This is a genomic window from Candidatus Eisenbacteria bacterium (assembly GCA_005893305.1).
Lineage (GTDB): Bacteria > Eisenbacteria > RBG-16-71-46 > SZUA-252 > SZUA-252 > WS-9.
In genome coordinates this window covers 1-25,115 of the sequence record VBOZ01000033.1, presented here as the reverse complement: position 1 = coordinate 25,115, position 25,115 = coordinate 1, and the positions used below count along the sequence as shown (strand labels likewise).

General features: G+C 66.1%; 18 protein-coding genes and 2 pseudogenes. 5 read left to right on the top strand and 15 right to left on the bottom strand.

Annotated features, from left to right (window positions below; genetic code table 11):
* Positions 1 to 9 precede the first annotated feature (9 nt).
* From E6K79_10615 to secD, 4 genes are all read right to left on the bottom strand, one after another.
* Positions 10 to 759, bottom strand: a complete 750-nt coding sequence (locus tag E6K79_10615; protein TMQ63091.1) for a DUF4159 domain-containing protein — start codon at positions 757 to 759, stop codon at positions 10 to 12.
* Between the two features lie 182 nt (positions 760 to 941).
* Positions 942 to 2,303: a hypothetical protein gene (locus tag E6K79_10610; protein TMQ63090.1), complete on the bottom strand. Its 1,362-nt coding sequence runs from the start codon at positions 2,301 to 2,303 to the stop codon at positions 942 to 944.
* 130 nt (positions 2,304 to 2,433) lie between these two features.
* Positions 2,434 to 3,348, bottom strand: a complete 915-nt coding sequence (secF, locus tag E6K79_10605) for a protein translocase subunit SecF (protein TMQ63089.1) — start codon at positions 3,346 to 3,348, stop codon at positions 2,434 to 2,436.
* A 9-nt stretch (positions 3,349 to 3,357) separates the two neighbouring features.
* Positions 3,358 to 4,980 carry a protein translocase subunit SecD gene (secD, locus tag E6K79_10600; GenBank protein ID TMQ63088.1) on the bottom strand — a complete coding sequence of 541 codons (1,623 nt, stop codon included), beginning with the start codon at positions 4,978 to 4,980 and terminating at the stop codon, positions 3,358 to 3,360.
* A 93-nt stretch (positions 4,981 to 5,073) separates the two neighbouring features.
* Here secD and E6K79_10595 point away from each other — a divergent pair, with 93 nt between their 5' ends.
* The 4 genes and pseudogenes from E6K79_10595 (at position 5,074) to phoU (ending at position 9,074) form a co-directional block, all read left to right on the top strand.
* Complete coding sequence (locus tag E6K79_10595) at positions 5,074 to 5,913, top strand: response regulator (protein TMQ63186.1); 840 nt, start codon at positions 5,074 to 5,076, stop codon at positions 5,911 to 5,913.
* Positions 5,914 to 5,970: 57 nt separating this feature from the next.
* Positions 5,971 to 7,344, top strand: a complete 1,374-nt coding sequence (locus E6K79_10590; protein ID TMQ63087.1) for a HAMP domain-containing protein — start codon at positions 5,971 to 5,973, stop codon at positions 7,342 to 7,344.
* A 96-nt stretch (positions 7,345 to 7,440) separates the two neighbouring features.
* Positions 7,441 to 8,372: pseudogene (gene pstB, locus E6K79_10585) on the top strand (phosphate ABC transporter ATP-binding protein).
* Positions 8,373 to 9,074 carry a phosphate signaling complex protein PhoU gene (phoU, locus tag E6K79_10580; protein ID TMQ63086.1) on the top strand — a complete coding sequence of 234 codons (702 nt, stop codon included), beginning with the start codon at positions 8,373 to 8,375 and terminating at the stop codon, positions 9,072 to 9,074.
* Here the strand turns inward: phoU and pstA are convergent.
* From pstA to E6K79_10545, 7 genes are all read right to left on the bottom strand, one after another.
* Complete coding sequence (gene pstA, locus E6K79_10575) at positions 9,046 to 9,828, bottom strand: phosphate ABC transporter permease PstA (protein ID TMQ63185.1); 783 nt, start codon at positions 9,826 to 9,828, stop codon at positions 9,046 to 9,048. The two genes, phoU and pstA, sit on opposite strands and share 29 nt — an antisense overlap.
* 110 nt (positions 9,829 to 9,938) lie before the next feature.
* Positions 9,939 to 10,871: a phosphate ABC transporter permease subunit PstC gene (gene pstC / locus E6K79_10570; GenBank protein TMQ63085.1), complete on the bottom strand. Its 933-nt coding sequence runs from the start codon at positions 10,869 to 10,871 to the stop codon at positions 9,939 to 9,941.
* Entirely contained in the window at positions 10,855 to 11,910 is a 1,056-nt protein-coding gene (gene pstS, locus E6K79_10565) for a phosphate ABC transporter substrate-binding protein PstS (GenBank protein ID TMQ63184.1), read from the bottom strand. Before pstS ends, pstC begins: the two co-directional genes overlap by 17 nt.
* Positions 11,911 to 11,963: 53 nt before the next feature.
* Positions 11,964 to 13,067, bottom strand: a complete 1,104-nt coding sequence (locus E6K79_10560; GenBank protein TMQ63084.1) for a hypothetical protein — start codon at positions 13,065 to 13,067, stop codon at positions 11,964 to 11,966.
* A gap of 780 nt (positions 13,068 to 13,847) precedes the next feature.
* A complete protein-coding gene (locus E6K79_10555; protein TMQ63083.1) occupies positions 13,848 to 14,618 on the bottom strand; it encodes a hypothetical protein in 771 nt (256 codons plus the stop codon).
* A 33-nt stretch (positions 14,619 to 14,651) separates the two neighbouring features.
* Positions 14,652 to 17,561, bottom strand: a complete 2,910-nt coding sequence (locus E6K79_10550) for a hypothetical protein (GenBank protein TMQ63082.1) — start codon at positions 17,559 to 17,561, stop codon at positions 14,652 to 14,654.
* A gap of 25 nt (positions 17,562 to 17,586) precedes the next feature.
* Positions 17,587 to 17,844, bottom strand: coding sequence for a T9SS type A sorting domain-containing protein (locus E6K79_10545; protein TMQ63081.1), 258 nt, complete (start codon positions 17,842 to 17,844; stop codon positions 17,587 to 17,589).
* 604 nt (positions 17,845 to 18,448) lie between these two features.
* Here E6K79_10545 and E6K79_10540 point away from each other — a divergent pair.
* A pseudogene (locus tag E6K79_10540) lies at positions 18,449 to 18,598 on the top strand (cell division protein ZapC).
* A gap of 898 nt (positions 18,599 to 19,496) precedes the next feature.
* On the opposite strand, the gene E6K79_10535 reads toward E6K79_10540, so the two are convergent.
* The 4 genes from E6K79_10535 to E6K79_10520 all read right to left on the bottom strand — a co-directional run bounded on the left by E6K79_10535 (position 19,497) and on the right by E6K79_10520 (position 24,719).
* A complete protein-coding gene (locus tag E6K79_10535) occupies positions 19,497 to 21,848 on the bottom strand; it encodes a PKD domain-containing protein (protein ID TMQ63080.1) in 2,352 nt (783 codons plus the stop codon).
* Positions 21,849 to 21,952: 104 nt separating this feature from the next.
* Complete coding sequence (locus E6K79_10530) at positions 21,953 to 22,675, bottom strand: pyridoxine 5'-phosphate synthase (GenBank protein ID TMQ63079.1); 723 nt, start codon at positions 22,673 to 22,675, stop codon at positions 21,953 to 21,955.
* A 54-nt stretch (positions 22,676 to 22,729) separates the two neighbouring features.
* A complete protein-coding gene (locus E6K79_10525; GenBank protein TMQ63078.1) occupies positions 22,730 to 23,980 on the bottom strand; it encodes a divergent polysaccharide deacetylase family protein in 1,251 nt (416 codons plus the stop codon).
* Positions 23,981 to 24,158: 178 nt separating this feature from the next.
* A complete protein-coding gene (locus tag E6K79_10520; protein ID TMQ63077.1) occupies positions 24,159 to 24,719 on the bottom strand; it encodes a hypothetical protein in 561 nt (186 codons plus the stop codon).
* Positions 24,720 to 25,115 lie beyond the last annotated feature (396 nt).

Here is a 25,115-nt window from a genome sequence, read left to right as displayed (position 1 = left end):
TCGCGCGGATCAATTCGTCACCGCGTATGTCGCGACGTTCACCGCGAATCGCATGGCTTGTTCCCGCTTCGCCGGCGGATCGTCGTGGATTCCCTCGTCCTCGATGCCGTTCCCGATGTCGCAGTCGAACGTGTAGATCACCGCGACGCGGCCGTTCCGGAGAATGGCGAAGACGCGCGCGGGGCCCCCGTCGTGCTCGTGGATCTTGGGCGCGCCGTTCGGAAACGAGTTCGGATAGTGGAAGAGGGGATGCGTGAACGGCAGCTCGACGAGGGGGGTTTCGGGATAGACGCGGCGCATGAGCTCGCGGAACGACTTGTCCATTCCGAAATTGTCGTCCGCCCAGAGAAGGCCGCCCTGGTCCAGGTACCGGCGAAGCGAGCGCGTCTCCTCCTCGCTCAGCTTCACGTTTCCGTGCCCGGTGACGAAGAGCATCGGGTAGTTCCAGAGGTCCGGATCGGCGGCGGTGACGACCGCCTCCTTCTCCTGCCCCACGCGCACCTCGCCCCGCGCGCGTAGCGTGCGAATGAGGTTCACGAGCGACGTCTCGTCGGAGTACCAATCGCCGCCGCCCGTGTACTTGAGCCGGGCGATCGTGAACCCTCCGGCGCGCTCGCCGAATCCGGCGCGCGCTACCGGCCTGGCCGCGCGCTCCACGAAGCCAGGGGCCGGCTGGGCCGTCGCGGGGGTCGGGCCGGGCGCGGCCAATGCCCCAACCAGGCCCGCAAGGAGCGCGCTCAGGAAGACCCTAACCTTCATAGTTATCAACGCATTATGGGACACCGGGGAGCACCTCGACCGGGGTAGGTGGCGTCATCGATGGAAATCCTATTAAGGATACCAGAGGGGGAGCGGGGCCCGCAGCCTCCCACATCGCATAACTATCGGCACGAAGGGGAGGTTCCGAAGCGGGGAGCGCGGTTCGGAGGGAAGCCCCGCCGCTATTTAGCGGAGGTCGCCATGCCCAAAAGGGAGTGCTCCAGCGTTCCCTCGAGGTCGTCCAGGCGAAACCAGGCCGCGTGGAGCGCGCTCCCCATCTTCTGCCCCGCGTTGACGCAGATGGTCGGCCCCACGCGGTCCACGAAACGCCCCGAGACCGCGGGCGACTCGTGAATGTGGCCGTGAAGACCGAGCAGAGGATGGCGCCGCTCCAGGAATCGCCGCGTCTCCCGCGATCCGACGTGAACGCCGCGCGCGATCTGGTCGAGGGCGGTTCCATACGGCGGGCAGTGGAAGACGCAGATCACCGGAGTCCCCTCCGGTGGAAGCGTACGCTCCAACGCCTCGAGGTCCGCGGCCAGCGACTCCTGCCTCTCGCGGCCTTTGAAGGTGAAGGCGCGGAGCCCTCCCTCGGGCTCGCTCCGGAATCCTTCCATGCGCGCGGCGGGCGAGAGCCCCTCTTCCCAGCGATCCCAGTCCTTCATTCCGAACGGCGTGATCGGGACCGAGGCGAGCCCGGCGATCCACGTCCCTTCCAGAAACTCGATCGAGCGGCCGTGGATGTAGCGGAGCCGGTCGATCCCCGCCTCCTCGACGACCGTGAGGGAGGCCTTCCAGTCGTCGTTCCCGGCGATGTAGTAGAGATCGGCGGAGCCGGGCTTGCCCAGGTATTCCCGAACGAGCGGCAGGAAGAATTCGGAGTAGAACTTCCGCTGGGCCGTCACGTCCGTGTGGGGCGCGAGATCGCCCCCCAGAATCGCGGCGCGCGCGCGCGTGCGCCACGCCATCTCGAAGAAATCGAGATAGAGGCTTCGCTGGCCGTGGAGATCCGACGCGTACAGGACGTCGGCGGTGACGTGAACGGATCGGGGATCAGACACGATGGACGCTCGAAGGCAGGAGACGGGTGTCAGTCGTTTGCTCGAACCTCGGTCAGAAGCCAGCGGTTCCCGGACTTTTCGGCGGCGAGAACGACTTTGACCTGCCGGACGCCCTGGCGCCCGCCCCAATCGCCCAGCCACTCGGCTTCCGCGCTCGCCTTTCCCTTCTTCGTCGCATCGACCCGGACGATCCGGAACGACCGGGTGGAGACAAGCCGAAGCTGGTCCTGAAAGAGAAACGCGGCCGCGGTGCGCGTGACCGCGGAGGTCGGGGGTGATCCCGGCTTCAGGGCGATCCGCACGACCGTCGTGTCCACGAGTCCAGCGAGCCGGTCCGCGTCGGACGCCGCCCACGCCTCCTCGACGCCGGCGTAGAGATGGATCGCGGAGGTCTCGCCGAGGTCGGACGCAGGTGTCGGCGGCTGGAGCGCGGTGGCCGCCTGGGCCACGGTCTCGGCCCGGGCGAGCTGCGTCCAAAGAGATCCCGTCCCGAGGAGCACGAGGATCGCGATCGCGATGATCGAGATGCGAACGGTACGCACGATATTACCTCCCGCTCCGCGCGCCGGCGCGCCGGAAGCTCCGCGCCGCCCGAGCCGAGGGCGCCGCGGCGTTACTGCTTGCGGCGCGACGCCAGGCGTTCGAGGTAGAGCTGCGTATCGAGCGCGAGCCCGCTCGCCACGTACACGGAGGAGTAGGTCCCGAAGACGACGCCTACGAGCATCGCGAAGGAGAAGTCGTGGATCACTTCCCCGCCGAGCAGGAAGAGGGAAAGCACGGTGAGGAAGACGGTGAAGGAGGTGATGATCGTCCGGCTGAGCGTCTCGTTGACCGCGATGTTCATCACCTTCTCCGCCGGCTCCCGCCTCAACGTTTGCTTCCGCTCCCGGATCCGGTCGAATACTACGATGGTGTCGTTGATCGAAAAACCCGCGATGGTGAGCAGCGCGGCCACGACGGTGAGCGTGACCTCGCGATTGGTGATCGAAAGAGCCCCGAGCGCGATGAAGACATCGTGGAACAGCGCGACCACGGCGCCCATGGAATAGCGCCAATCATACCGGATCGCGACGTAGACGAGGATCAGCCCCAGGGCCAGGAAGATGGACTTGAGCGCGGCGCCGCGAAGCTCTCCCCCGACCCGCGGCCCCACCGACTCGACGCGGAGCAGCTCGAACGTCGAGGCGGGGTGCGCGGCCTGAATCGCGGTCCGGATCCCGGACGCCGAGTTCTTCGCGTCCTGATGCGCCCCGAGCCGGATCAGAAATTGCCCCGGCTTGTCCAGCCGCTGGATCTCGCTCCCCAGGAAGCCGGCCTTGTCGACCGCCTCGCGGATCGTCTCGACCGGCGGAGGGGGAGTGACCCGGATCTCGAGCAGCGTCCCTCCCGTGAAGTCGACGCCGTACCGAGGTCCTCCGTGGAGGATCAGTGAAACGAGCGACGCGAGCACGCAGAGCCCGGAGAACCAGTAGGCGATGTGCCTCCGGCGCATCCAGTCGACGTTGGTTCCATGTAGGAGCTGAAACACCGGTTCCCTCTAGATGCTGATGGAGCTGACCTTCCGCCGCAGCGACCAAGCGTCGAAGATCATCTTGGAAACGCCCACGGCGGTGATCATGTTGATGATGAGGCCGATCGAAAGCGTGACGGCAAAGCCACGCACGGGCCCCGTCCCGAACCACATGAGCGCGACCGCCGAGAGGAGCGTCGTCACGTGGGCGTCGACGATCGTCCGGAACGCCCTCGAATAGCCGGTGTCGATCGCGGCCAGTACGGTCCTCTTGTTGCGAAGCTCCTCGCGGATGCGCTCGAAAATGAGCACGTTGGCGTCGACCGCCATGCCTACCGTGAGGACGATCCCCGCGATGCCCGGGAGCGTCAGCGTCGCGTGGAACCCTGCCATGGCCGCGAGCAGGGCGATGATGTTGAGGAGGAGTGTGACGACCGCGACGACGCCGGACAGGCGGTAGTAGACGATCATGAAGAGCACCACCAGAAGGGTGCCGATCGCCCCGGCGTGCAGGCCCTTCTGGATCGAATCCTGGCCCAGCGAGGGGCCCACGGTCCGCTCTTCCACGATGTTGACCGGAGCCGGAAGCGCGCCCGACCGGAGCACGATCGCCAGATTCTGCCCCTCCTCCTCGGTGAAGGAGCCCGTGATCGAGCCCTGGCCGCGCGGGATGCGCTCCTGGATGTTCGGGGCGGATTGGATTCTGCCGTCGAGCACGATCGCGAGCCGGCGGCCGACGTTGGCGCCGGTGATGTCGGCAAAGATGGCTCCGCCGCGGCTGGTCAGCGTGAAGGAGACGCCCGGAGCCCCGGGCCGCTCCTGATCGAGATCGAGGCGCATCTGGGCGCTGGCCACCTCGGAGCCCCGCATGAGCGGCTCCTTTGTCAACACGTAGAGGACGCGGCCCGTCCGGCCCTGGATGTCGGTCTCATGCGCGTCCCACGCGAGCGTGGCGTCGAGCGCGAACGTCGAGTCCGCGCGCAGCGCCGAGAGCATCGAGTCGATCGCGGCGACCTCCGAGCTCAAGGCGAAGCTCTCGGAGCGCTGGCCGACGAACAGGAAATGCGACGTGAGCGGGTGGCGGAGGGAGTCGGGCGCGGTCGTGTCGGGTACGACGCCCAGTTTCTTTCTCGCGAAGTAGGAGTCGATCCTGTCGAGGATGGCGCGCGTCTCCTCGTCCGTCTTGACGAGCTTGAACTCGAGGAGGGCCGTCTGACCGATCAGCTCCTTCGCGCGCTCCCGGTCCAGAAGCCCGGGGAGCTGGATCAGAATCCGGTTGTCGCCCTGCTTCTGAATCGAAGGCTCGGCGACACCGAACTGGTCGATTCGATTCCGGATGATCTGCATCGCCTGGTCGACGGCGTTCTTCGCTTCCGCCGGGCCCAGCTTGGACTTGTCGACCTCGAGCAGGAGATACATCCCGCCCTGGAGATCGAGGCCAAGCTTGATCGCCTTCTCGCGCAGCTTGGCCAGCTTCTCGAGGCGCGTCCGCTCGCCCTCGTCCCTCGCGTCCGCGGGCCGGGCGCGGAGCACTTCCTGGCGCTTCTCGGGGCTCAAGGTATAGAACTGGAACGTCGGCCACAGCGTGTAAAGGCAGACGGCCACCCCGATTATCGTGCCGAAGAATTTTCTCTGATCGGTCTGGGTCACCGCGATCCCCGAAGCCTGCGCGCATGTTGCCACGTGGACAGAGACCCGGGAGGCTACCGAACGGTACCCAGGAAGTCAATGCCGCAAGCGAGAATGCCGGGAACCGGGGGCCCCGCCGTAACAAGGTTGAAACCCCGCCGACGCGATCCGGTAACCTCCCGCCCCCACGCTTCGGCCGTGGCACCCACGGACCTCGCCAAAGAAGACCGCCCCGTCGTATCGTTCCGGGCCAAGGTGACCAAGACCGCGCGCTCCACCATCCTGGTCGTGGACGACGAGCCCGAGATCTGCGAGCTCGTGACCTACAACCTTGCCCGGGAGGGCTACCGCGTCCTCTCCGAGCGCGAGGGGGAATCGGGCCTGGACCGGGTCTTCAAGTCCCCGCCCGACCTCCTGATCCTGGACCTCCTCCTGCCCAAGCTGAGCGGCCTCGAGGTGCTCCAGGCGATCCGGTCCGAACCCCGCACGCGCTCGCTCCCCGTGCTCATCCTCACGGCACGGGGCACCGAGATGGACAAGCTCGTGGGATTCGAGCGCGGCGCCGACGATTACCTGACAAAACCGTTCTCACCCAAAGAGTTGGTCGCCCGCGTCGGGGCGATCCTTCGCCGCACGCGCGGAGACGAGGCCGCGGCGCCCACCAAGATCGGGCCGTTCCAGCTCGACCGGGAGCGGCACCAGGTCCTGCTCCACTCGCGTGAGATTCACCTCACGCCGACTGAGTTCCGGCTGCTCGAGTACCTGCTTCAGCGCCCCGGGCGCGTCTTCTCGAGGGAGCAGCTTCTCGACAAAGTCTGGGGGCTAGGCTATTTCGGCGAGACGCGGACCGTCGACGTCCACGTCCGCCGCCTCCGCTCCAAGCTGGGGAAGGACTCCAAGCTGATCCGCACCGTGACCGGCGTCGGCTACTCCGCGGAGATTCCCAAGGCCTGATCGGCCCTCCGAGCCCGAGCAGGGACCGGAGCGCGCCGTTGGTGGTAGTGTGTGGCCGTGACCTCGTTTTCCGGCCGGCTCTTCGGCTCCTTCTTGGTCCTCGTCGCCAGCTCCCTCCTCATCGCCGGCTTCGTTCTGGAGAACCGCTCGGCGGAATTCAACATCTACATGTGGGTCGTCCTCGCAGTGCTTCTAGTCCCGGTCGCCTTTGGCTCCTACCTCCTCCTCAGACAAGTGGATCATCGGCTCGAGTCGCTCCGCGCCTCCGCGGATGCCCTGGGACTAGGCGAACCCGGCGTGCGCGTCCCCGTCGATTCGCACGACGAGCTGGCCGCCTTGGGCCGAAGCCTGAACGCGGTCGCGGCGCGCTTCGAGGAGAAGCTCGAAGAGCTCAGGCGCGAGCGGGACGCGGGTGAAGCGGTGCTGGGCAATTTGAGGCAGGGGATCGCGCTCCTTTCGAGCGATCTGACGATCCATCACGCGAACCCTCGATTCTGGTCGATCGTCGGAATCGAGCGTCCCACGGGGGGGCCCCGCCTCGCCGCCGCGCGGCAGCCCGTGCTGGAGGAGGTGGCCGAGGAAGCGATCCGGTCGGGCTCAGGGGTCATCCGGGAGATCTCGATTTACGTCGAAGAACGGAGCGAGTACGAGGTCTCCGTCGTGCCGGTCCGGGGAGAGGGAGGTCCGCGGGCGTGGCTTCTCTCGATCGAGGACTTGAGACCGGAACGGCTGATGGCGAATCTAAGAAGGGAGTTCGTGGCCAACGTCTCCCACGAGCTGAAAACGCCGCTGACCTCGATTCGCGGTTACGCCGAGACGCTGCTCTCGGGCGGGCTCGAGGACGAGCCGAATCGGGCGCGGTTCGTCGAGACGATCCGCACCCAAGCCGAGCGGCTCGAGGCCTTGGTGGAGGATCTCCTCCAGCTGGCCGACCTCGAGCGCCCCGACGCGCCGCTCGACCTCAAGGACTGGGATGCCTCGGCGATCGTCCGGGACATCGCGTCGACGTTCGAGGATTTGGCGGCACGGCGTGGGCTCAGGCTGGAGGTGGAGGCCCGCCCCGGGATCCGCGCCCGGGTCGATCGCAAGCGGATCGAGGTCGCGCTTCGGAACCTCCTCGACAATGCGGTCAAGTACACCGACACGGGCGTGGTCACGCTCCGCGTGGAACGGACCTCGTCGGCGATTCGGGTGAGCGTCTCCGACACCGGCAGGGGCATCGAGCCCGAGCATCTGCCGCGGCTTTTCGAACGCTTTTACCGGGTCGACCAAGGGCGGTCGCGGGCCCTGGGGGGGACGGGCCTGGGGCTCGCGATCGTGAAACACGCGATTCAGCTGCACGGGGGGCGCGTGGGCGTCGACAGTAAGGTGGGAGAGGGCAGCTCGTTCTGGTTTGAGATTTCGCCCGATGGCCCCCATCTCCGCTCGTAACCGGATTGTAATATCGGCGTTATTGCCCGCCCGGCGCGGACGGTCTAGGCTCAGGTTGGAAATTAGCGATGCGGAAGCCCTTGAATGGAGCACACGATGTCCGATCGGCACGATCCTCGCCATGACACCGCCACCCTCCCGCCGGAGGAGTCGGTGAACGACGAGCTAGAAGGGTCCGACCTGCCGGCCTCATCGCACGCCGTGCGGCCCGGCCTCTCGGGCCGGCCTGGCGTCGCCGTGGAGGCGAGGCGTGGCGAGCCGGATTCTCCCGGCACCGAGGACGGGTGCGCGGTCCTCGAGGCGCGAGGGCTTTCGCTCTGGTACGGCGCCAACCAGACGCTCAACGCGATCGATCTGGACATTCGCCAGCACGAGATCACCGCGATCATCGGACCGTCCGGCTGCCGCTCTTGCGCTGCTTCAACCGGATGAACGATCTCTTCCCGCCGGTGCGGTACGCCGGCACCGCCCGTTTTCACGGACACGACGTGCTTCAGACCGGAACCGATCTCGTGCAGCTGCGTCGCCGCGTGGGGATGGTGTTCCAGCGGGCGAATCCGTTCCCGATGACGATCTTCCAGAACGTCTCGTACGGTCCCAAGCTCCTGGGCGTGGGCTCGAAGGCGCGGCTGGAGGAGCTGGTGGAGTCCGCGCTCACGAGGGCCGCCCTCTGGTCCGAGGTGAAGGATCGGCTCAATCGATCCGCCTTGAGCCTTTCGGGCGGACAGCAGCAGCGGCTCTGCATCGCGCGAGCCTTGGCGGTCGAGCCCGAGGTGCTGCTCCTGGACGAGCCCGCTTCGGCGCTCGATCCGACGGCCACCGCGAAGATCGAGGAGCTTCTGGTCGCGATCAAATCGAGTGTGACGATCGCGGTCGTGACTCATAATATGCAGCAGGCGGCGCGAGTCTCCGATCGCACGGCGTTCTTGATGTCGGGGCGCCTCGTCGAAACGGGGTCGACGCAGCTTCTGTTCACGCAGCCGCGCGAGCGCCTCACAGAGGATTACATCACCGGAAGGTTTGGATAAATGGAACGGCACTTTCACCACGATCTCGAAATACTGCACGACCGCCTGAGCGAGATGGCGGGCCGGGCGGAGACCGCCCTCACGAAGTCGATGGAGGCGCTCAAGACCCGGAATCCGAATCTCGCCAAGGAAGTGGTCGCCGAGGACGCGGCAATCGACCGGCTCGAGGTCGAGGTCGAGAGCCAATGCCTGCGATTCCTGGGTCTCCAGCAGCCGGTCGCGCGCGATTTACGGTTTCTCGTGGCGGCGATCCGGGTCTCGAGCTGCCTCGAGCGGATCGGCGACCACGCCGTGAACATCGCGCAGAGCGCCACCAAGCTGAGCGGCCTTCCGCAAGGGAAGCCGATCGAAGAGCTTTCGCGCATGGCGGACCGCACGATCGCGATGCTCCGCGACTCGGTTTCCGCGTGGCTCTCCGGGAACCCGACGCTGGCGCGCCAGATCTGCCAGCGCGACGCGGAGATCGATACGTTGAAGGCGCAGATCCACGCGAAGCTCGTGAGCGCCATGCTGCACGATCCGGAAACCGTGCCGCGGTCTCTCGAGCTGGTCTTGGTGAGCCGTAATCTGGAGCGGGTCGCCGATCTGGCGACGAACATCGCGGAGGAGGCTATCTTCGTGACGGAGGCGCGGGTCATCAAGCACCACGCCGAGGATCACCCGATCGACGCCGCTACCGGCTCCGGACCCGCCTCGCCGTAACCCGCAGCACCCCCGAGATCAGCGTCACCACCAGAACGAGGACCAGCGCGCCGGTCCACGCCTGCCTGTTCCAATCGTCGTAGGGAGCCCGAGCGTAGTCGTAGATGAACACGGGCAGCGTGGCGATCGGCTGGTCGAGCTTCGTCGACCAGAATCGATTGCCCAGCGCGGTGAAGAGGAGCGGAGCGGTCTCGCCCGCGGCCCGAGCGACCGCGAGCATGCTGGCCGTGACGATCCCCGCGCGGGCGGCCGGCAACACCACCTGCTGCGTGACTTTCCAGCGGGGCGCCCCCAGCGCGAGCGCGGCGTGGCGGTACGACTGCGGCACGAGGCGCACCATCTCCTCGGTCGAGCGGATGACCGTCGGCAGCATGAGAATCCCGAGGGCCACGCCGCCCGCGATGGCGGAGAAACGCCCCATCGACAAGACCACCAGGCCGTACGCGGCGACCCCGACGACGATCGACGGAACGCCGCTCAGGAGATCGGTCGTATACCGGACCATCCCGGCGAAGGGGTTGCGGCCGAACTCGGCCAAGTAGACGCCCGCCGCGATGCCGAGCGGAACCGCGATGACCGCGCCCGCCGTTACCACGATGAGCGTCCCCACGATCGCGTTCGCCATGCCCCCACCCGCCTCGCCGACCGGCGCGGGCATGTGGGTGAAGAACTTGATCGACAGCCCCGAGATTCCATGCGCCAGCAGGTGCCAGATGATGAGGGCGAGCGGAAGAAGAACGAGGGCGACCGACATGTAGCAGGCCACCACGACGAGCCGGTCCCAGAGGTTCCGCCGGACGCGCAGGAAGCCGCCACCGGCGGAGCGAACGACGGCGGCGGCGGCCGCGGTGGAGCGGGCCCGCGTCACGCGACGGCCTCACGCTTTCCGCCCGTCGCCCAGTAGACGAGTACGCGGGCGATCGCGTTCACGACGATGGTCACCGCGAAGAGCACCAGGGCGATCTCGATCAGCGCGGAGAGGTAGAGCGTCCCGGTCGCCTCGGTGAACTCGTTCGCGATCACGCTGGCCATCGTGGCGCCGGGATCGAGGATCGAGCCGGTGATCCGGTTGGTGTTGCCGATCACCATGGTCACCGCCATCGTCTCGCCAAGGGCGCGCCCGAGGGCGAGGATGACGGACCCGAGGATGCCCGGCCGCGCCGCGCCCAAAGTCACGCCGATGGCCTCGGCGCGCGTGGCGCCGAGCGCCAAGGACGCCTCGCGGAGGGATTGCGGCGTCGCGAGCAGGACCTCCCGCGAGATCGAGATGATGGTCGGGACGATCATGATCGCCAGGATGATTCCCGCGTTCAGGATTCCGATGCCGAAGGGAGCCCCTCGAAAGAGCGGGAGAAATCCGAAGTGCTGGATCAGCCACGGCTCGATCGCACCGCGAAGGAAAGGCGCCAGCACGAAGAAGCCCCAGATGCCGTACACGATGCTGGGGATCGCCGCGAGAAGCTCCATGACGAAGGAGACGGCGGAGCCGACGCGCCGGTGGGCGAGCTCCGCCAGGAAGACGGCACTGCCGATTCCGACCGGGACCGCCAGGATCAAGGCGATCGCCGACGTCACGACGGTGCCGTAGATGTACGGCAGGGCACCGTAGTGGTCCGCGACCGGATCCCAGTCGGTGCCGGTCAAGAACCCAAAGCCGAACGTACGGATCGAGAGCCCCGCCCCTCGCGCCGCCTCGAAGACGATCAAGGCGACGACGAGGAAGACGCTGGTCGCGGCGGCGAGGAGAAGCCCCCGATAAATTTCGTCCGCGGGGAGCCGTCTACTTTGAAGCGACAATCGGCTTGCCCCTTACCGTGAGCTTCATGAGATTGGCTTCGTTCACCTGGACCACGGGCTCCGGCAATCTTGCGTAATCGAGGGTCTCCGCGACTTCCTGTCCCTCGGTGTTCGCCCAGGCGATGAAGTCACGCAGCGCCCTGGCCTTCGCATCGTCCTTCTGCTCCTGGTAAACGAGGAGGTACGTGAGCCCCGCGATCGGATAGGCGTCGGGCGCCGGGGAGTTGACGATCGGGGTGCGGACATCCTTCGCGAGCGCCGCGGCCGCGCCCGCCGCCGCCGCCGTGGTCGAGGCCAGCGACGGCTCGATGAACTTGCCGGAGCTGTTCTGGACGCGTGCGACGGTGAAGTTATTCTGCTTCGCGTACGCCAGCTCGACATAGCCGATCGAGTTCGGGGTTTGTCGGATTAGCCCGGCGACGCCCTCATTCCCCTTCCCGCCGATTCCCACGGGCCAGCTCACGGAAGTGTTCGCGCCGACCAGATCCTTCCATTCCCGGCTCACGGCGGAGAGATAGGAAACAAAGATGTACGTCGTGCCGCTCCCGTCCGAGCGATGGACGGGCAGGATCGGCGCGCCGGGGAGCGCCACACCCGGGTTCGCGGCCACGATCCTCTTGTCGTTCCACATGGTGATCTTGCCTAGGTAGATCCCGGTGACCGCATCCGGCGTAAGCTGGATCGGCTCCTTCACCGACGGAAGGTTGTACGCCAGAACCACGGCCCCCGCCACGGTCGGGAAGTGGATCACGTTCCGCGGCATTTCCTTGAGCCGCGCGTTCGTCAGCGGTGCGTCGCTCGCGCCGAAGTCGACCGTTCCGGCCTTGACCTGCTGGATTCCGCCGCCGCTCCCGATCGACTGATAGTTGATCTCGACTCCGGTCTTCTTGTTGTACATGTCGAACCACTTCGAGTAGAGCGGGTAGGGGAACGTCGCCCCGGCACCCGTCAACTTGACGTCGGCCCAGGCGCAGCCGAACGAAGCGCTGAGCATCGCCATTGACGCCACAAGCGCGACCGGCGTCGCGGCGCGGCCCATCAGATTTAGGATCGTTTTCATCTTCATGATGTTCCTCCAGTTATTTCCGAGCTTCAAGGCTTGCTCCAACGATAGTAGACGGTGAGGCGCGCTTGGAGGTCGTGATGTGACGGCGCCAAGGCCGTGCCCCGCGCGCGATACTGGGCGGATTCCACGTTCGGAATGAAGTGGACGTCCTTGAAGGGCTCCCAGTCAAGGCCCGCTATGTACATGTCTGTGTCGATCCGGTTCGCCGCGCGGGTATTCGGCTGCCACCGGTCGTAGCGGGCCACCCATCCCAGCTTGGGATGGACGTGCCCCCGCGCGTACGCCGAGATCCCGAACGGCTCGGTGGTCACTCCGCCCACATGGTTGATCCGGTCCACGACCTCCACGCCCAAGGTCCCGCGCCGGTGATCGACTCCCACGAGGCCCTTGTAGGTAGTGTGCTCCTCGTTGTTCGGACCGGCCTCGTAGTCGACGTACGGCTCCAGAAGGAACATATCGTTCGGCCGCGTGGGCAGCGCCAGGTAGACACGCTTGTACCGGTTGGTCTCCGGCTTCTGGCCGGTCCCGTCTCCGATCATCGCGGCGTACTGGATCTTCTTCCCCGGGTCGATGCTGCCCTTGAACTCCGCTCCCAGGTCGGCCGAGCTGGCGAGGCCGCGAAAATCGGCGATCGTCTTCTCGAGCGACCGGTAGCCCCAGAGGTCTTCCGCCGTCTCGAAGATCGGGGTCGGGATCATCCCGACGAAGAAGGTCCCGCCGGGGTAGACGTTCTTGGCCTGGAGATACGCCGCCTTCACGTAGACACCGATCTTCCCGTCGGAGGTGAGCGCCTTGCTGTCCGCCTCGAGCCGGAAGCGTGTCGAGAACTTGATGGAGAGGTCATTGTCCGCCTGGAAGTAAATCCGGCGTATTTGCATTCCATTCAGATCCTTTCCGATCAGGCCCGGCGCGCCGTCGATGTTCGCCTTGCCCAAGTCGGCTCCCGACCCGCTGTACGTGTGCACGGGATCACCGGTCACGTTGTAATAAAGATCCCCGAACAGGTAACCGCTGATTCGCCCGCGCGGGAAATCCGGCTCCGTAGCCGGCACCTGCTGTGCAAAGGCCAGCCCGTTACTGCCCAGGACCACCACGACGGCTCCGGCGAGCCACCACTTCCGTAACTTCATCACACCTCCCTGGCTTCGAGGCGGGGTTTCGTTCGCGCGCCGGGGCGTTCCCCCGGCCGCTCTCTTTCCCGCGTTCTTATCGTAAAGATAGGGGTGGCGTGTGAACGAAATGTTACGGACCCATGCCTTCATTGTTACGTTCGTAACATGGCTGGGCGTCAGGGGCTGGCGGGCCCGTTCGGGAGGTCGGAGGCGGCTGGTGCGCCTCGCTCCAAATGGCGCGGCCGCCCGGGGGGGCCAAGCCCCCGGGCGTTCCGATTTCGGGTTCATGGGTTACGACGGTCGTCGGCGCCGCGCGAGAAGCTTCCGTCGTAGTCTTGAGCTCCACGTGTACCCCGGGCTCGAGCCGCCACCCGTTGCGCCGTCCGGCGCCGTGCCGCCGGGGACGCGGAACAACACTTTTCCCTGCCACGCCGAATCGCCCGTCCGGTCGATTTCACTCGATCCCCCGGGCACGTCCAAAGAACGGGTGGGAGTTTCGGGCGACGGCGAGGACGTGGACGCAGCGACCAGCGCGGCAAGGTAGAGATCCGTCTCGATCCAAGTGGAAAAGGAGGCGCCGAGGTCCGCAAGAGGGGCGGGATGAAGTTCGGAGTGGGCTGCAACCCCGGCGCGCTCCTTGAGGGCAAACATCGTTTTCGCTCTCATTGCCGGGAAGACTACGCGACGGTGATTTCGATGCGATTTCGGGCTCTTCACTTCGAGGTTACGGTTCCTGGGGGTGAGCAGGCCGTCGGCGTCGGGCTCAATCCTCGCGAACCCTCATCCTCGCGGGGGCCCTCAATCCTTGAACGTGAGCACCTTGAATCGGCCGTGGCGCTCGACGAACGAAGGCGCGAAGTTGAGGCGCACCTCCTGGGACGTGGAGGGGTCCTTCGTGGCGATCTCCACCTGGCGGTGGAGCGTGAAATTGCGGTACGGGATGGGCGGCCCGCAGTCGATTCGTATGAATTCGAGATTGCGACCGCCGAAACTTCCCGCCGTGCGGCTGACACCGGCGTGGCTCTGAATGCTCGCCATTTCCCATGCGTCGTCCGCCGTGATGTGGGTTATCGGCCTGCTCTCCGGGAATTCCCTCCATAGAATGATTTCGAATTCCTTTCGAGTCACACCCAGCGCGTGGAGCGCCGCCTCGTCCCGGGCGTTGATCCCCGCGACGAGCATCCTGCCGAGCTGATCGATGGAGGCGCCTCCACCCGTCAGCTCCAGATCGACGAGCGGCGCGTCCCGGTGCCCCGTGATAACCGACATCGACTCGGGATCGTCCGGCGGGTAGTAGCCAGGCGACCGCTCGAGCGGCGAGTGGAGTCGAGGCAACGCGATCCCGGAGGCGGATCCCGTGACCCTCCGCCCCATCGGGCCCTGACGCGCGGCAGCGGATGCCGCCCTGACGTTTCGATTGGGATTCGGCGGATTGTCGATTCCGGATTGCCCGTTGGCGGCCGGTGCCCGCGTCGCGGCCGGCCGCCGCGACGGCGCAAGCAGGGCCGAGGCGGTCGCTACCGCCGCGATCCCGACCGCCAAGGCCACGCCGACGCGTGTGGGCGTCACCAGCCTCGAGCGACTCACCGACTCGCCGGGCCCCTAGCCCTTGATGTTCAGGGAGAGTGAGTAGGAGCGCCCGATGTTGAAGCGACGCACGACCAGCCCGAGCTGTCGAAACTCGGTCGCATCGTTGAGCAAGTTCTCGGCGGTGAGGCGGAGCGTGAGCATGGAGCCGAGCCCTTTCGTCATCGTCATGTCCAAAGTGGTGGGGGGATGCTCGTAGATGTCGGGCAAGCTGCTCGGGTAGGCGCCGGCTCCGACCTGCGCGAGGCGTTGGCCGAACCGGCTCAACATGATCGATCCTTGAATCGCCGAGGCCCCGTAATAGATGCCGGCGTTGAGCGCGTACGTGGATTGGCCCTGAAGCGGCCCCTTCCGAAAGACAGGGATTCCAGCGGCGTCCGTCGTGGTCCGCACGCGAACGCTCGACCCCACCCGGCAGTAGTTGAAGTTGAGGGCCCAATGGTCGAGCGTGCTCGAGGAGGCCGGAATCGGAAGGACCCGGTCGAGCGCGTCCCAGATGCTTCTCACGCCGACGCGGGTCTCGATCTCGACCCCCCTGAGGCGTCCGTCGCGTCCGTTCCGGGGTGAGAGGATGTAGCCGCCGCTCGAGCCCTCGACAACGTTCTCGATGGGTTGGAACAGGACCTTCCGAAAGCCGCTCACCGCCAGAAGCTCGCGCGTGCCGGGGAAGAACTCCCATCGCGCGTCGTAGTTTTGGATACGCGTGGACTTGATCTCCGGATTCCCGATCTCGGAATAGCCGGTCTCGTAGTCGTAGATGTCGAAGGGGCTCATCTCCCGCAGCTCGGGCCGCGAAACGGTCACGCTGTACCCGCCGCGCGCGTTCATCCGGTCACTCAGTCGGTAGGTCGCGTTCAGGGCGGGCAGGAGGTCCTCGTCCTTCAGCGCGACGTCCACGGGGGCCACGGTGGTGACAAACGGGCTCTTGGCCTCGACGAATTGGCGCGAGTCCTCGACGCGGGCCCCAGCGAGAATCTCGAGCTTCGCGAGAACCGGAATCGTCGCCATGCCGTAGCCGGCGCGGATCTGCTGGGAGGCCCGATAGGTATCGTTTTCGCGCGTCTCCTCTTGAAGCTCGAAAAATCCGGGTTTGATGTTCTCGTCCACGATCAAGGATTCCGGGGGCAGCGAGAGATCGAGCTGGCTCCGACCCTGTGATCCGAGCCGGAACCCGAGGCGCCGGAACGACGAGAGGCGATTCTTGCTCCGGTACGCGCCGCCGATCTTCAACTTGAGGTCGCGGCCCTCCCAGAGATGGACGGACCGCGCCAGGCTTCCGGCCGCGGCGCGGTCGTATTCATTCATATCGCCGAAGGTTCGCGTGAGCGGAATCGACGCGCGCCCGGAGAGCTGCACCCCACCGCGTCCATCCGACTCATAGATCGATTCGCGTCGATCCGGCTCCCCGCGCGCCGCCTCCGAGTAGCTGGCCCGCCAGTCGGCCTGGAGGTCGCCCAAGGCGTGGAAGCCGTGCGTGCCGCTCAGGACCCCCAGAAAGAGCCCCCGCTGGATGTAATCGAGGCTCGAGATCCGAACCAGATCGGTGCCGAAATTGAAATTGGGGCCCTGCATCACGCGCGCATTGTCCTCGGCGCTCCGCGTGTAGAGGCCGCGGAACTGGATGGAATGCGACTCGCTCAGCCGAAGGCTGAGGTTGGTGATCGCGCCCCCCAGAACGTTTGCCTTGGACTCGGCGACCTTGTACAGATAGAGCGGCGTCAGCCTCGCGCTCGTGCCGGAGTAGGCGTTGTTGTCGCGGTCCAGCGTCGTGAAGCTGTTGCTGAGCGTGAGCGCCGCTAAGACACCGACCTGCTTGCCTAAGAAGCTGAAGCCCCGGCCATAGCTCCCCGCGTAGCTGTAATTCGGCTTGCCTCCGGTCCGCTCCGGGCTATACGTCTTGTTGAAGGACCTCCCCAGAGCCTGCACTTCCTCCCGAGTAAAGCCGTCCCCGCCGAAGACGCCTCGTTGTACTACCCGCCGCTCGCCGGCCAATTTCTTGAAAAAGTCAGGATAGCTGCGTGCCCCGTCGTCGAACCCGAGGAAGTCGAGGCCCCCGCCTTTGTACGTCAGAAACTTTCGATCCAACACGCTCGCGGAGTAGCCCATGGTGATGTTCTGCGAGACGCTCTTTCCTTCCGTGCGGTCGCGGGTGTTCAAATCGATCACGCCGCCGGCGAACTCGCCCTCCTGATCGGGCGTGTAGGTTTTCTGCACGACGATGTTATCGAGTGAGCCTGAGGGGAAGACATCCAACGGTACGACCTTCTTGTTGGGCTCCGGGGTCCCGACACTCGCGCCGTTCACCTGCGTGGAGCTATACCTCTCTCCGAGGCCCCGGACGTACACGTAGCGGCCTCCGACCACCGAGAGGCCCGTGACCCGCTGCAGCGCTTCCGCGGCGTTCGAATCGGTTGACTTCGAGATCTGCTCCGAGGTGATCGCGTCGGTGACGTATTCGGCTTTCTTCTGCTTGACGAGGGATGTCGCCTCGGAGCTCTGCCGCTCCTGTCCCTTCACGTCCACGCCTTTGATCTGAAGGGGCTTCGGCGTCAGGGTGACGGTCAGGTCGATCGTGCCGCCCGCGACGACTTTGACATCATCCCGAACGAGCACGGAGTAAGACTGGTAGTTGAAAATCGCGCGATAGGTCGCGGGGGGCACCTCGAATCGGAAGGAGCCGTCCGGGCCGGTAAGCGCGCCCTTCACCATCGTCCACTCCGAGTCGGCAGGGAGCACCCGGTAGATTCCCACGCGCGCGTTGGGCATCGGCTGGCGATCTTCCTGATCCAGCACGACCCCTAGGATGACGCCGTTCGTCGAATCCGCTTGGGGCCAGGCGGCCCGGGGAAGAGCCGCCGAGAGCCCGCAGAGCAAAACGAGCCAAAGGAGCGACCCCCGGAGGGGCCGCTCCCATGCGCGCAACACTCTACGTGCGAGATTGGCGATCGCGCTACCTCACCAAGATCAGCTTGCTGCTCGTATGGAGGCCCCCCTCCGACTCGACGCGGAGGTAGTACGAGCCTGTCGGAAGGTTGCGCGGAGGACTCCACGTGAGCATGTGGATGCCTTTGGTCATCGGACCCTCGGCGAGTGTCTTGACCAGACGACCCCGGACATCGAATACCCGCGCCAAAACGTGCTGGCGATCCGCCGGCATGCCGAGCAGAACCTGCGTCGACGCGTTGAGCGGGTTCGGGCTCGTGGCCATGTAGATCCCCCGCTTGTTGAGCGGCGACTCATCGACGGCGGAGATCGTGGGCGTGCAGTACACGGCCGGGGCCGTGCCGGGGCAATTCGCGAACGTCTCCGGGTCAGGCCCGGTCCCCGGAAGCCGAGGATGATGCTGTTCACGATGGTTCCGGCCGTGCCGCGCCGGAGGTGGACGCCGATGTTCGTGCTCCCCAGCCCGGGGGTGGGGGGATTCGTCCCGATGAGCGTGATATTCGAGAAGATGGGATTCGACCGGTTCGGGGCCGCGAAATTGAATTCGCTGTTGTCGGCCTCGATTCCCTTGTCCGGTTCCAGCGGCGTCTGCTGTATGACCGCAAACTGCACGCGACCGCGGTAGCCCAGCTGCCAATCCAGCCCGTCGTCCCCTCCGCCGATCCCGACCAAGTGACTGGCATTCACCGTACCGCCGAACCACTCGAATGCGTCATCGCTCCCCTCGAGCGTCTGCACGTACTCGATCGAGGTCCCCCGGCCCACGGCGTTCATCGTGAGCGAGTTGAGCTCGTTATCGGGGCTGATCACCTTGCCCGAGTACTCGATCCGCATGTACTTGATGGCGCCGCTGTTGTCGTCGTCGTTCGCGCCGCCGTAGAACCCGGCGCCTCCCTCCGAGACGCACGAATCGCCGTGCGCGGTGTCGGCGCAGTTGGCGATCGCCCGCCCGTGGATCACGAGCCCGCCGTTATCGCCGGGGGCCATGGCGCCGACCGTCGGATCCTGATCGCTGGTAAGAACGACCGGAGCGGTCTTCGTGCCGTTGACGAAGATCTTCGCCCCGCGATCGATGGTGAGATACCCGGTCGTGGCCTTCTCCCCGAAGAGGTAGGTGCCTGCCGGGATCGTGAGGGTCGTGCCGGCCACGTATTCCACCTTGCCGCGGAGCAGGTAGTTATTGGTTGCGGAGAGCGTCGCGGACACCGTCTGGGGGCCGGTCAGGGTCACCACCGGCTTCGAATAGTTGATGTCCGTCCGTCCGAGCCCGCCGGACCGGTTGACCAGGGTCCATCCGGTCGTCCAATCCGACGCCGGGTCGGCGATGCGCGCTGGGACCGCGCCGACGTAATCGACCTGCTGGAAGAACGGGTCGAGCGAGGTCACGTTCAAAACCACCGCGCCGCCCTGGTACTTGCAGCGGACGGGGCTGGTGATCGTTGGGTCGAAGCGAGGGTTGGTCTGATTGAACGGATCCACGAGCATCGGATCGATGTTGGTCCGGTTATGGGTGAAGAACGACGTTCCCAGATCGGTCGTGGTGTAGGTGATGGCCACGGAAGTGGTGCAGGGGCCGGAGCCCGACGCCCACGGCAGCGGGGTGGTTCCGTCCTGCGAATTCTTCCAGAGCACGTTCCCGTCGAAGACGATCCGCTCCGGCGTGCTCGCCGCGAGGGCGCCGTCCACCACGGCGATGGTCGCCCCGATCAGAGCCAGGGTCGTCAGAATCCTTCGCATCATTGTTGTCTCCCTCGTTGTCATCGTCCGCAGCCGAGTTTCGTGTCTGAGTGAATCCCGCCGGAAGATGACCCGCGCAGCGTACGGAGCGGCTGTAACGAACCTGTTTCCGTTAGCGCTCATCCCTGTTACGCCGTCGCGCAGCCGCTGCGCAGGTCCTCCCGGGACCGTTCTACGAAGCTACTTGGCCAACGTCACCTTCAAGATGTTGGAGGTCTCGACCGTTCCGGCCCTTTGGCTCGACTTCACGAAGTAGATGCCCGAGGAAACGTGGTGCCCCGTGTCGTCGGTGCCGTTCCACGTCACTTCGTAGGTTCCGGCGCCCGACGACTCGCCCTGCTTCAGCGTCCGGACGAGGCGGCCATCCACCGAGTACACCTTGATCGTGACCGAGCCCGGATTCATGACCGTGTAGGAGATCGCGGTTTCCGGGTTGAACGGATTCGGAGAAGCGCTGGCGAGGATGGGGCTGGTGCGGTGCTTCACCCGGACCGTCAGGTCGCGCTGGGCCTGAAGCGGGACCGTGATGCCGGAGGGCGAGAACTGGCCCGTGATCACGACCGTTGCGAGGGTGTTGTCCGGAACGTTATTGAATAGGTTCGCGAGGCATTTGTTCCCGAAGCGAATGTCGATATCAGGGATTCCGTTTGCGTTCAGGTCGCCGCTCACGAAGCTCCTCGGGTCCGCGGCGCATTCGGTGACGAATCCCGAATTCGGGAAGGTGGTCGAGACTCGGATCGAGCTCGGGATCAGATCCGTATAGGGGAACGTCGTCTCCTCCAGGCCGATCTTCGTGAACCGGTTACCCGTCTTTCTCACATCGATCGTCGACCCGAAGCTCTCAAGGAGAATCTCGGCGCTAACTTGGGACACGATGGTCGCCGTCGTGGCGGCGTCGTCGAAGAGAGCGCCCGGGTCCGTCACGTGAAGCGTCACGTTGTAGGTGCTGCCCGCGGCATACGCATGCGAGGGGTTCGCGCCGCTGCCGGTATGGCTATCGCCGAAGCCCCAAGCGTAGGTCAACACGTCGCCGTCCGGGTCGGAGGAGCCCGAGCCGTTGAAGCTCACCATGGCCCCTGCCGTTCCGTTATAAGGACCACCGGCATTCGCGCTCGGCGCGCGATTCTGATTCCCCACGACGATCGATGTCGTCGCGGTGCCCGTTAAGGCGTTCGCCGCGGTGAACACGACGTTGTACGTGCCGCCTTGCGAGAAATCCGGGGTCCAGCTGAGGGTCCCCGACGTATGAGCGGGATTGGACGAGAAGGCCGCGCCCAGAGGGAGCGGTGCCGCCGTGAGCGAGGCGATCGGTGTCTGGGCGTCCGGATCGGAGGCCGTGACGTTGACCGTGAGCAGGCTTCCCTCCATCGCCGACACCGTCGCCGGCGCCGTGACGACCGGAGCCCGATCGGCCCTCACCACGATTCTCGTTACCTTGACCGTGCGAAGCCCGATCTGGCCGGAGGTCGGAACCACACCGGAGCGCGCGATGATGTTGATGCCCACGTTGCCGATCTGCGAGAGGGTGGGCGTCCAGTCGAGCGTGCCCGCGGTATTGGAGGCATTGGTCGTGAACACCGCCCCGGCCGGGAGGTCGGTGCTCTGCGTGCCCTCTGCAACGAACTCCGTGATCGGGTCCCCGTCAGGGTCCGAGGCAGTCGCAGTGACCGAGATGGGAAGGCCCGCGACCGCGTTCACGGTGCCAGGCGAGTTCACGATCGGCGGATGATCCTGCGTCATGACGTGGATCGCGGTCACGGCTGAGGCGGTGCGCTCCGGCGATCCGGATGCCACCGCGAAGGTCACGCTGTAGTCGCCTTCCTGGCCGACGGCGGGGACCCAGTGAAACTCGCCGGAGGTCCGAAGGGCGTTGACGGTGAAGGTCGCCCCTGAAGGGAGCGGCGTCGCGGCGATGGAGTTGACCCGGTCGTTATCCGGGTCCGATACCGTGACGGGGAAGCTCATATCGATCGTGGCCGCGCCCAGGTAGGTCGCGGGGGCGTCGATCGTGGGATCGTGATTCGCGGTCACGTCCAGGGCGGTCGACGCGGAAGCGGAGAAGGTCCCGTCCGATACTTCCCAGAGGATGTTGTAGGTACCGACATCAGCGGCGGTCAGCGTCCCGCTCAGAGTCGCCGAAACGGGCGACACGTCGGGCGTGTGCGAGAAAACGAGGCTCGCGGGGGCGCCCGACTGGGTGATGGTCAGGATGTCTCCCGCATTCGGGTCGGTGGCGTCGGCCTGGATCGTGATTGCCTGATCCGCGATCGCGCTCACGCCGACCGGAGCGGCGATCTCGGGCGTGCTGACCGCCGTTGCCCGCGTGGCGGCCTGCTCCGAGAGCGCCACGGCCAGTGCTCCCTCCTCGGCCCGAGCGGAGCCTGTGAATGCAGCCCAGGCGAGCGCGGTCAGCATGAGTGGTGCGAACCGAAAGCTGCGTGACATAGGTGTCCGTCCTCCGGTGAGGTGCGTGTGGCGTACCGGCGCGCTGCCTTCCGCCGTGGATGCGACAAATTCAGTCGCTACATGCATCAAGGCGGGGAGGATATCGCCGCGGCGTGACGGGGTTGTTTCGACGCACTGACTTCGGGGTTACAGCCGGTTTCGGGGGGAACGTAAAGCGGTAGCGAGTGTTCCTAAGCGGCCTCGATCGCGGCGATCATCTCGCGCACGGACTTGGCCATCCCCACCTCGATCGCGCGCGCGATGATCGAGTGTCCGATGGAGAGCTCGCGGAACGGATATCGCTTGAGCAGCGCGCGGATGTTGACGACGTTGAGGCCGTGTCCCGCGTGGGGCCTGAGGCCGACTTCGTGGAAGCGCCGGGCCGCGCGCTCGATCCGCGTGAGCTCGCGATCGACGCTGTCGGCGCCCCGCGCGTTCGCGTAGTGGCCGGTGTGGATCTCCACGATCGTGGCCTTCGTTCGGACGGCCGCCTCGGCGATGCTCTCGTCCGGATCGAGGAAGAGGCTGACCGGGATCCCGGCCTCGACCAGCCGGCCGCACCGGGCGGCGAACGCCTCCGCGTCCCGGCTCAGATCGAGCCCTCCTTCCGTGGTGAGCTCGGCCCTTCGCTCGGGCACAAGTGTGGCGCGGTCCGGATGGATCGCGAGCGCGATCCCGACCATCTCGTCGGTGAGTGCCATCTCCAGATTGAGGACGCCGCGGCGGAGCGCTCGAATCCGCGTCAGATCGTCGTCCCGGATGTGGCGGCGATCCTCGCGCAGGTGGACGGTGACTCCCGCGGCTCCCGCGTCGAGCGCCAAGGCGGCGGCGCGGACCGGATCGGGCTCGTCGCCGCCGCGGGCATTACGGAGCGTGGCGACGTGGTCGACGTTGACGCTGAGCTCGGCCTTCATCGCGGGCCCCGGCCGTTCGGTGCCATCACGATCGGCGCCATCCGATCGACGTCATCAGAGGACCAGCTTCGACGCCGGCACGATCTCGATCCCCTGCTCGGCGAGACTGGCCCGCTCCGACTCGATCACACCCAGCGTCAATATGCTCGCCTTGAAGCTGACGACGAGCGTCCCACGCTGCGCCGCGGTCGTGAGCAGCTGCCGGAGCCGCGCGCGGATGCCGGCCGCGTTCGCCCCGCTGATGTCGAGCGTGCCGCCCAGGGTCAGAGTCTTGACTCCCATTTCCTCGCCCATCTCCTCGACCAGCGTCGGTCCCCCGCCGTGCGCGTCGACGAAGAGCAGATCCCTCCGCTTCACCTCGCCCAGGACCGCGCGCATCACGTCCGGATCGTTGACCGCCGCGCCGCCCATCCGGGTGATGATCCCTCGCGCCGAGCCGACGGAGGCGAGGCAGCGGTTGATACGGTCCTCGATCTCCACCCTGGAGAGGTCGAGGAGGATCGCGTCCTTCCCCGGATCGACTTTGGGGTAGCCGATCGGCTCCATCGGGAGCTGCACGAATACCTCCCGATCGGCCTCCCGGATTTCCTTGGCGGTGCGAGAGACGCGCGGCTGCCCCGGGCGCAGGGCGAACGTAAGGGGAATCGGGCTCTCGAGGAAGGCCCGGAAGAGGGGCTCGGAGTCCTGGTTCAGGTCGAGAACGATGAACGCGATCTGCGTTCCCGCATCGGCGATCGCCGGGTTCGGCTCGATTACGATCGCGTGCGTGACGCGATCGCCGTATCCCACTCGCAGGTCGAGCGCGACCCCGGCGGTTTGCGCGGGCCGCTCGACGCCGCGGACGACGCGCCCGCCCAGGGTCAGGATCGCCTGGGTCACCGCGTCGTTGATGCGGAAGAGGGAGGCGCGGGGCGGAACCTGGATCTTCCACTGGACCGGCGCGCGGCCGACCCCCGCCGCGGCCGCAGTCCCCGGGCGCTCGTCGATCAGCTCGCGGCTGATGCCGATCTCCTCGAGCGCGCCCCGCAGGGTGCGGCTGGTCAGGCGGTTGAGCGCGGCGCGGTCGCCCGGCCGGAAGACGCGCAGAAACTCGGAAGAGATCCGGAGACGGAGCCTGTCCCAATCCGAGTCGATGACCAGCGTGGCCGAACGGTCGGCGTCGCTGCGGCGGGAGTCGGCCTGGGCACCGGCCGAGCGGTCGAGCTTGGAGGGTTGAAAGAGAGATGGACGGTCACGGCGCCCAACCAGGAGCACGATCGTAATCAGGAGGACGGCCCCCGCGATCCAGAGCCAACGGGACGGCATGCCGCCGCGGCGGGCTGCCTTGCGTGATTTTCGGGCCAAAGGTTCTCGGGTGTCTCGGGGTCGCCGGGTGAGCCGCAGTCTCGAAGGGACTCCGGACCGGGTCTAGGGGCGGGCGGAAGGGGGTGTCAAGGCGGGCGGGGGGAGCGGGGGGTGGCTAGATTCGAGGGACGGGGGCCGCTCAGGGGCCCTCGGCTCTGGTTTCCCTCCACCTCACGATATTCCAGAGCGTGTCCGTGGTAGAAATTGGAGCGGGCGTCGTGGGCTTGAACGCGAATTCGAAGAACTCAGTTGATCCGGTGGCCACGTACTCGTCGGTCCCTTCCGTGACTCGAACAGTGAGGCTCGCGCCTGCGATCTGGATCACAGCCCACTCGGGGTGCGATGGATCGTTCGACTCAAGCCGGGTCCAACTCGATTGGGGACCCAGGTTCATGTATGCAGAAGTGATGCTCGGCTTGCTCGCCAGCCTGGCGACGTGAGCCACCTCGTCGGCGTATGTGAGCGAGATGGGCGTGGTCCCTGGCGGATCGTTCAGGTCCTGGGACGTCCCCACGTAGCTCGAGTCGTAGAGGGCCTTGTAACCGACGCTGTCCCGGTGGGAGTAGGCCATCTCCAGGTTGCTCAGAACGGCCCCGGGATAGAACGGAATTTCGTATTCTGGGGGAAGCTCGGGGGGTTTGCCCGAACTCCTCTTGGGATCGAAAATGCCGCAGCCCGCGACGACGACCGCCAGAAGCACTAACACTCCCGCCAAGGCAGTGAACCGCAACATGTTGCCACCGTCGCGTCGGTTGTTGAGGGGAGCCTGAGCCAGAATCGGAGAGACCTCTTCGGGGTGCGTAACCGGCTCCATTTATACTACCTCTACGGACGTCTAAAGTCAACCCCAGAGCCGTTGCGCAGGGTCCACGTTTCGCGCGCGATGGCGCTGAAATTAGGGGTGGTCAGCCCTCAGGAGGCCCCAGGTGGAGTCAGTCACGGTGCTGCGGTGGTCTACCCAATCCGTGATCCTCCACTGCCCGTCGTTCCCCCTCCTAAATGTTATGTCAGCCTTCCCGGCGTAGCGGAGGATCTCGGGGGAGCCGCCGAAGCTGACACGAAGCTGGTAGGGATAGAAGCGGGTCTCCTGGTTGGT

Bases quoted from the DNA above. Each gene is read 5' to 3' on its own strand.
- E6K79_10615 (TMQ63091.1), bottom strand. From the start codon at position 759: ATGAAGGTTAGGGTCTTCCTGAGCGCGCTCCTTGCGGGCCTGGTTGGG.
- E6K79_10595 (TMQ63186.1), top strand. From the start codon at position 5,074: ATGCCGGGAACCGGGGGCCCCGCCGTAACAAGGTTGAAACCCCGCCGA.
- phoU (TMQ63086.1), top strand. From the start codon at position 8,373: ATGGAACGGCACTTTCACCACGATCTCGAAATACTGCACGACCGCCTG.
- pstA (TMQ63185.1), bottom strand. From the start codon at position 9,828: ATGTCGGTCGCCCTCGTTCTTCTTCCGCTCGCCCTCATCATCTGGCAC.
- pstS (TMQ63184.1), bottom strand. From the start codon at position 11,910: ATGGGCCGCGCCGCGACGCCGGTCGCGCTTGTGGCGTCAATGGCGATG.
- E6K79_10560 (TMQ63084.1), bottom strand. From the start codon at position 13,067: ATGAAGTTACGGAAGTGGTGGCTCGCCGGAGCCGTCGTGGTGGTCCTG.
- E6K79_10545 (TMQ63081.1), bottom strand. From the start codon at position 17,844: ATGGCCACGAGCCCGAACCCGCTCAACGCGTCGACGCAGGTTCTGCTC.
- E6K79_10535 (TMQ63080.1), bottom strand. From the start codon at position 21,848: ATGCATGTAGCGACTGAATTTGTCGCATCCACGGCGGAAGGCAGCGCG.
- E6K79_10530 (TMQ63079.1), bottom strand. From the start codon at position 22,675: ATGAAGGCCGAGCTCAGCGTCAACGTCGACCACGTCGCCACGCTCCGT.
- E6K79_10525 (TMQ63078.1), bottom strand. From the start codon at position 23,980: ATGCCGTCCCGTTGGCTCTGGATCGCGGGGGCCGTCCTCCTGATTACG.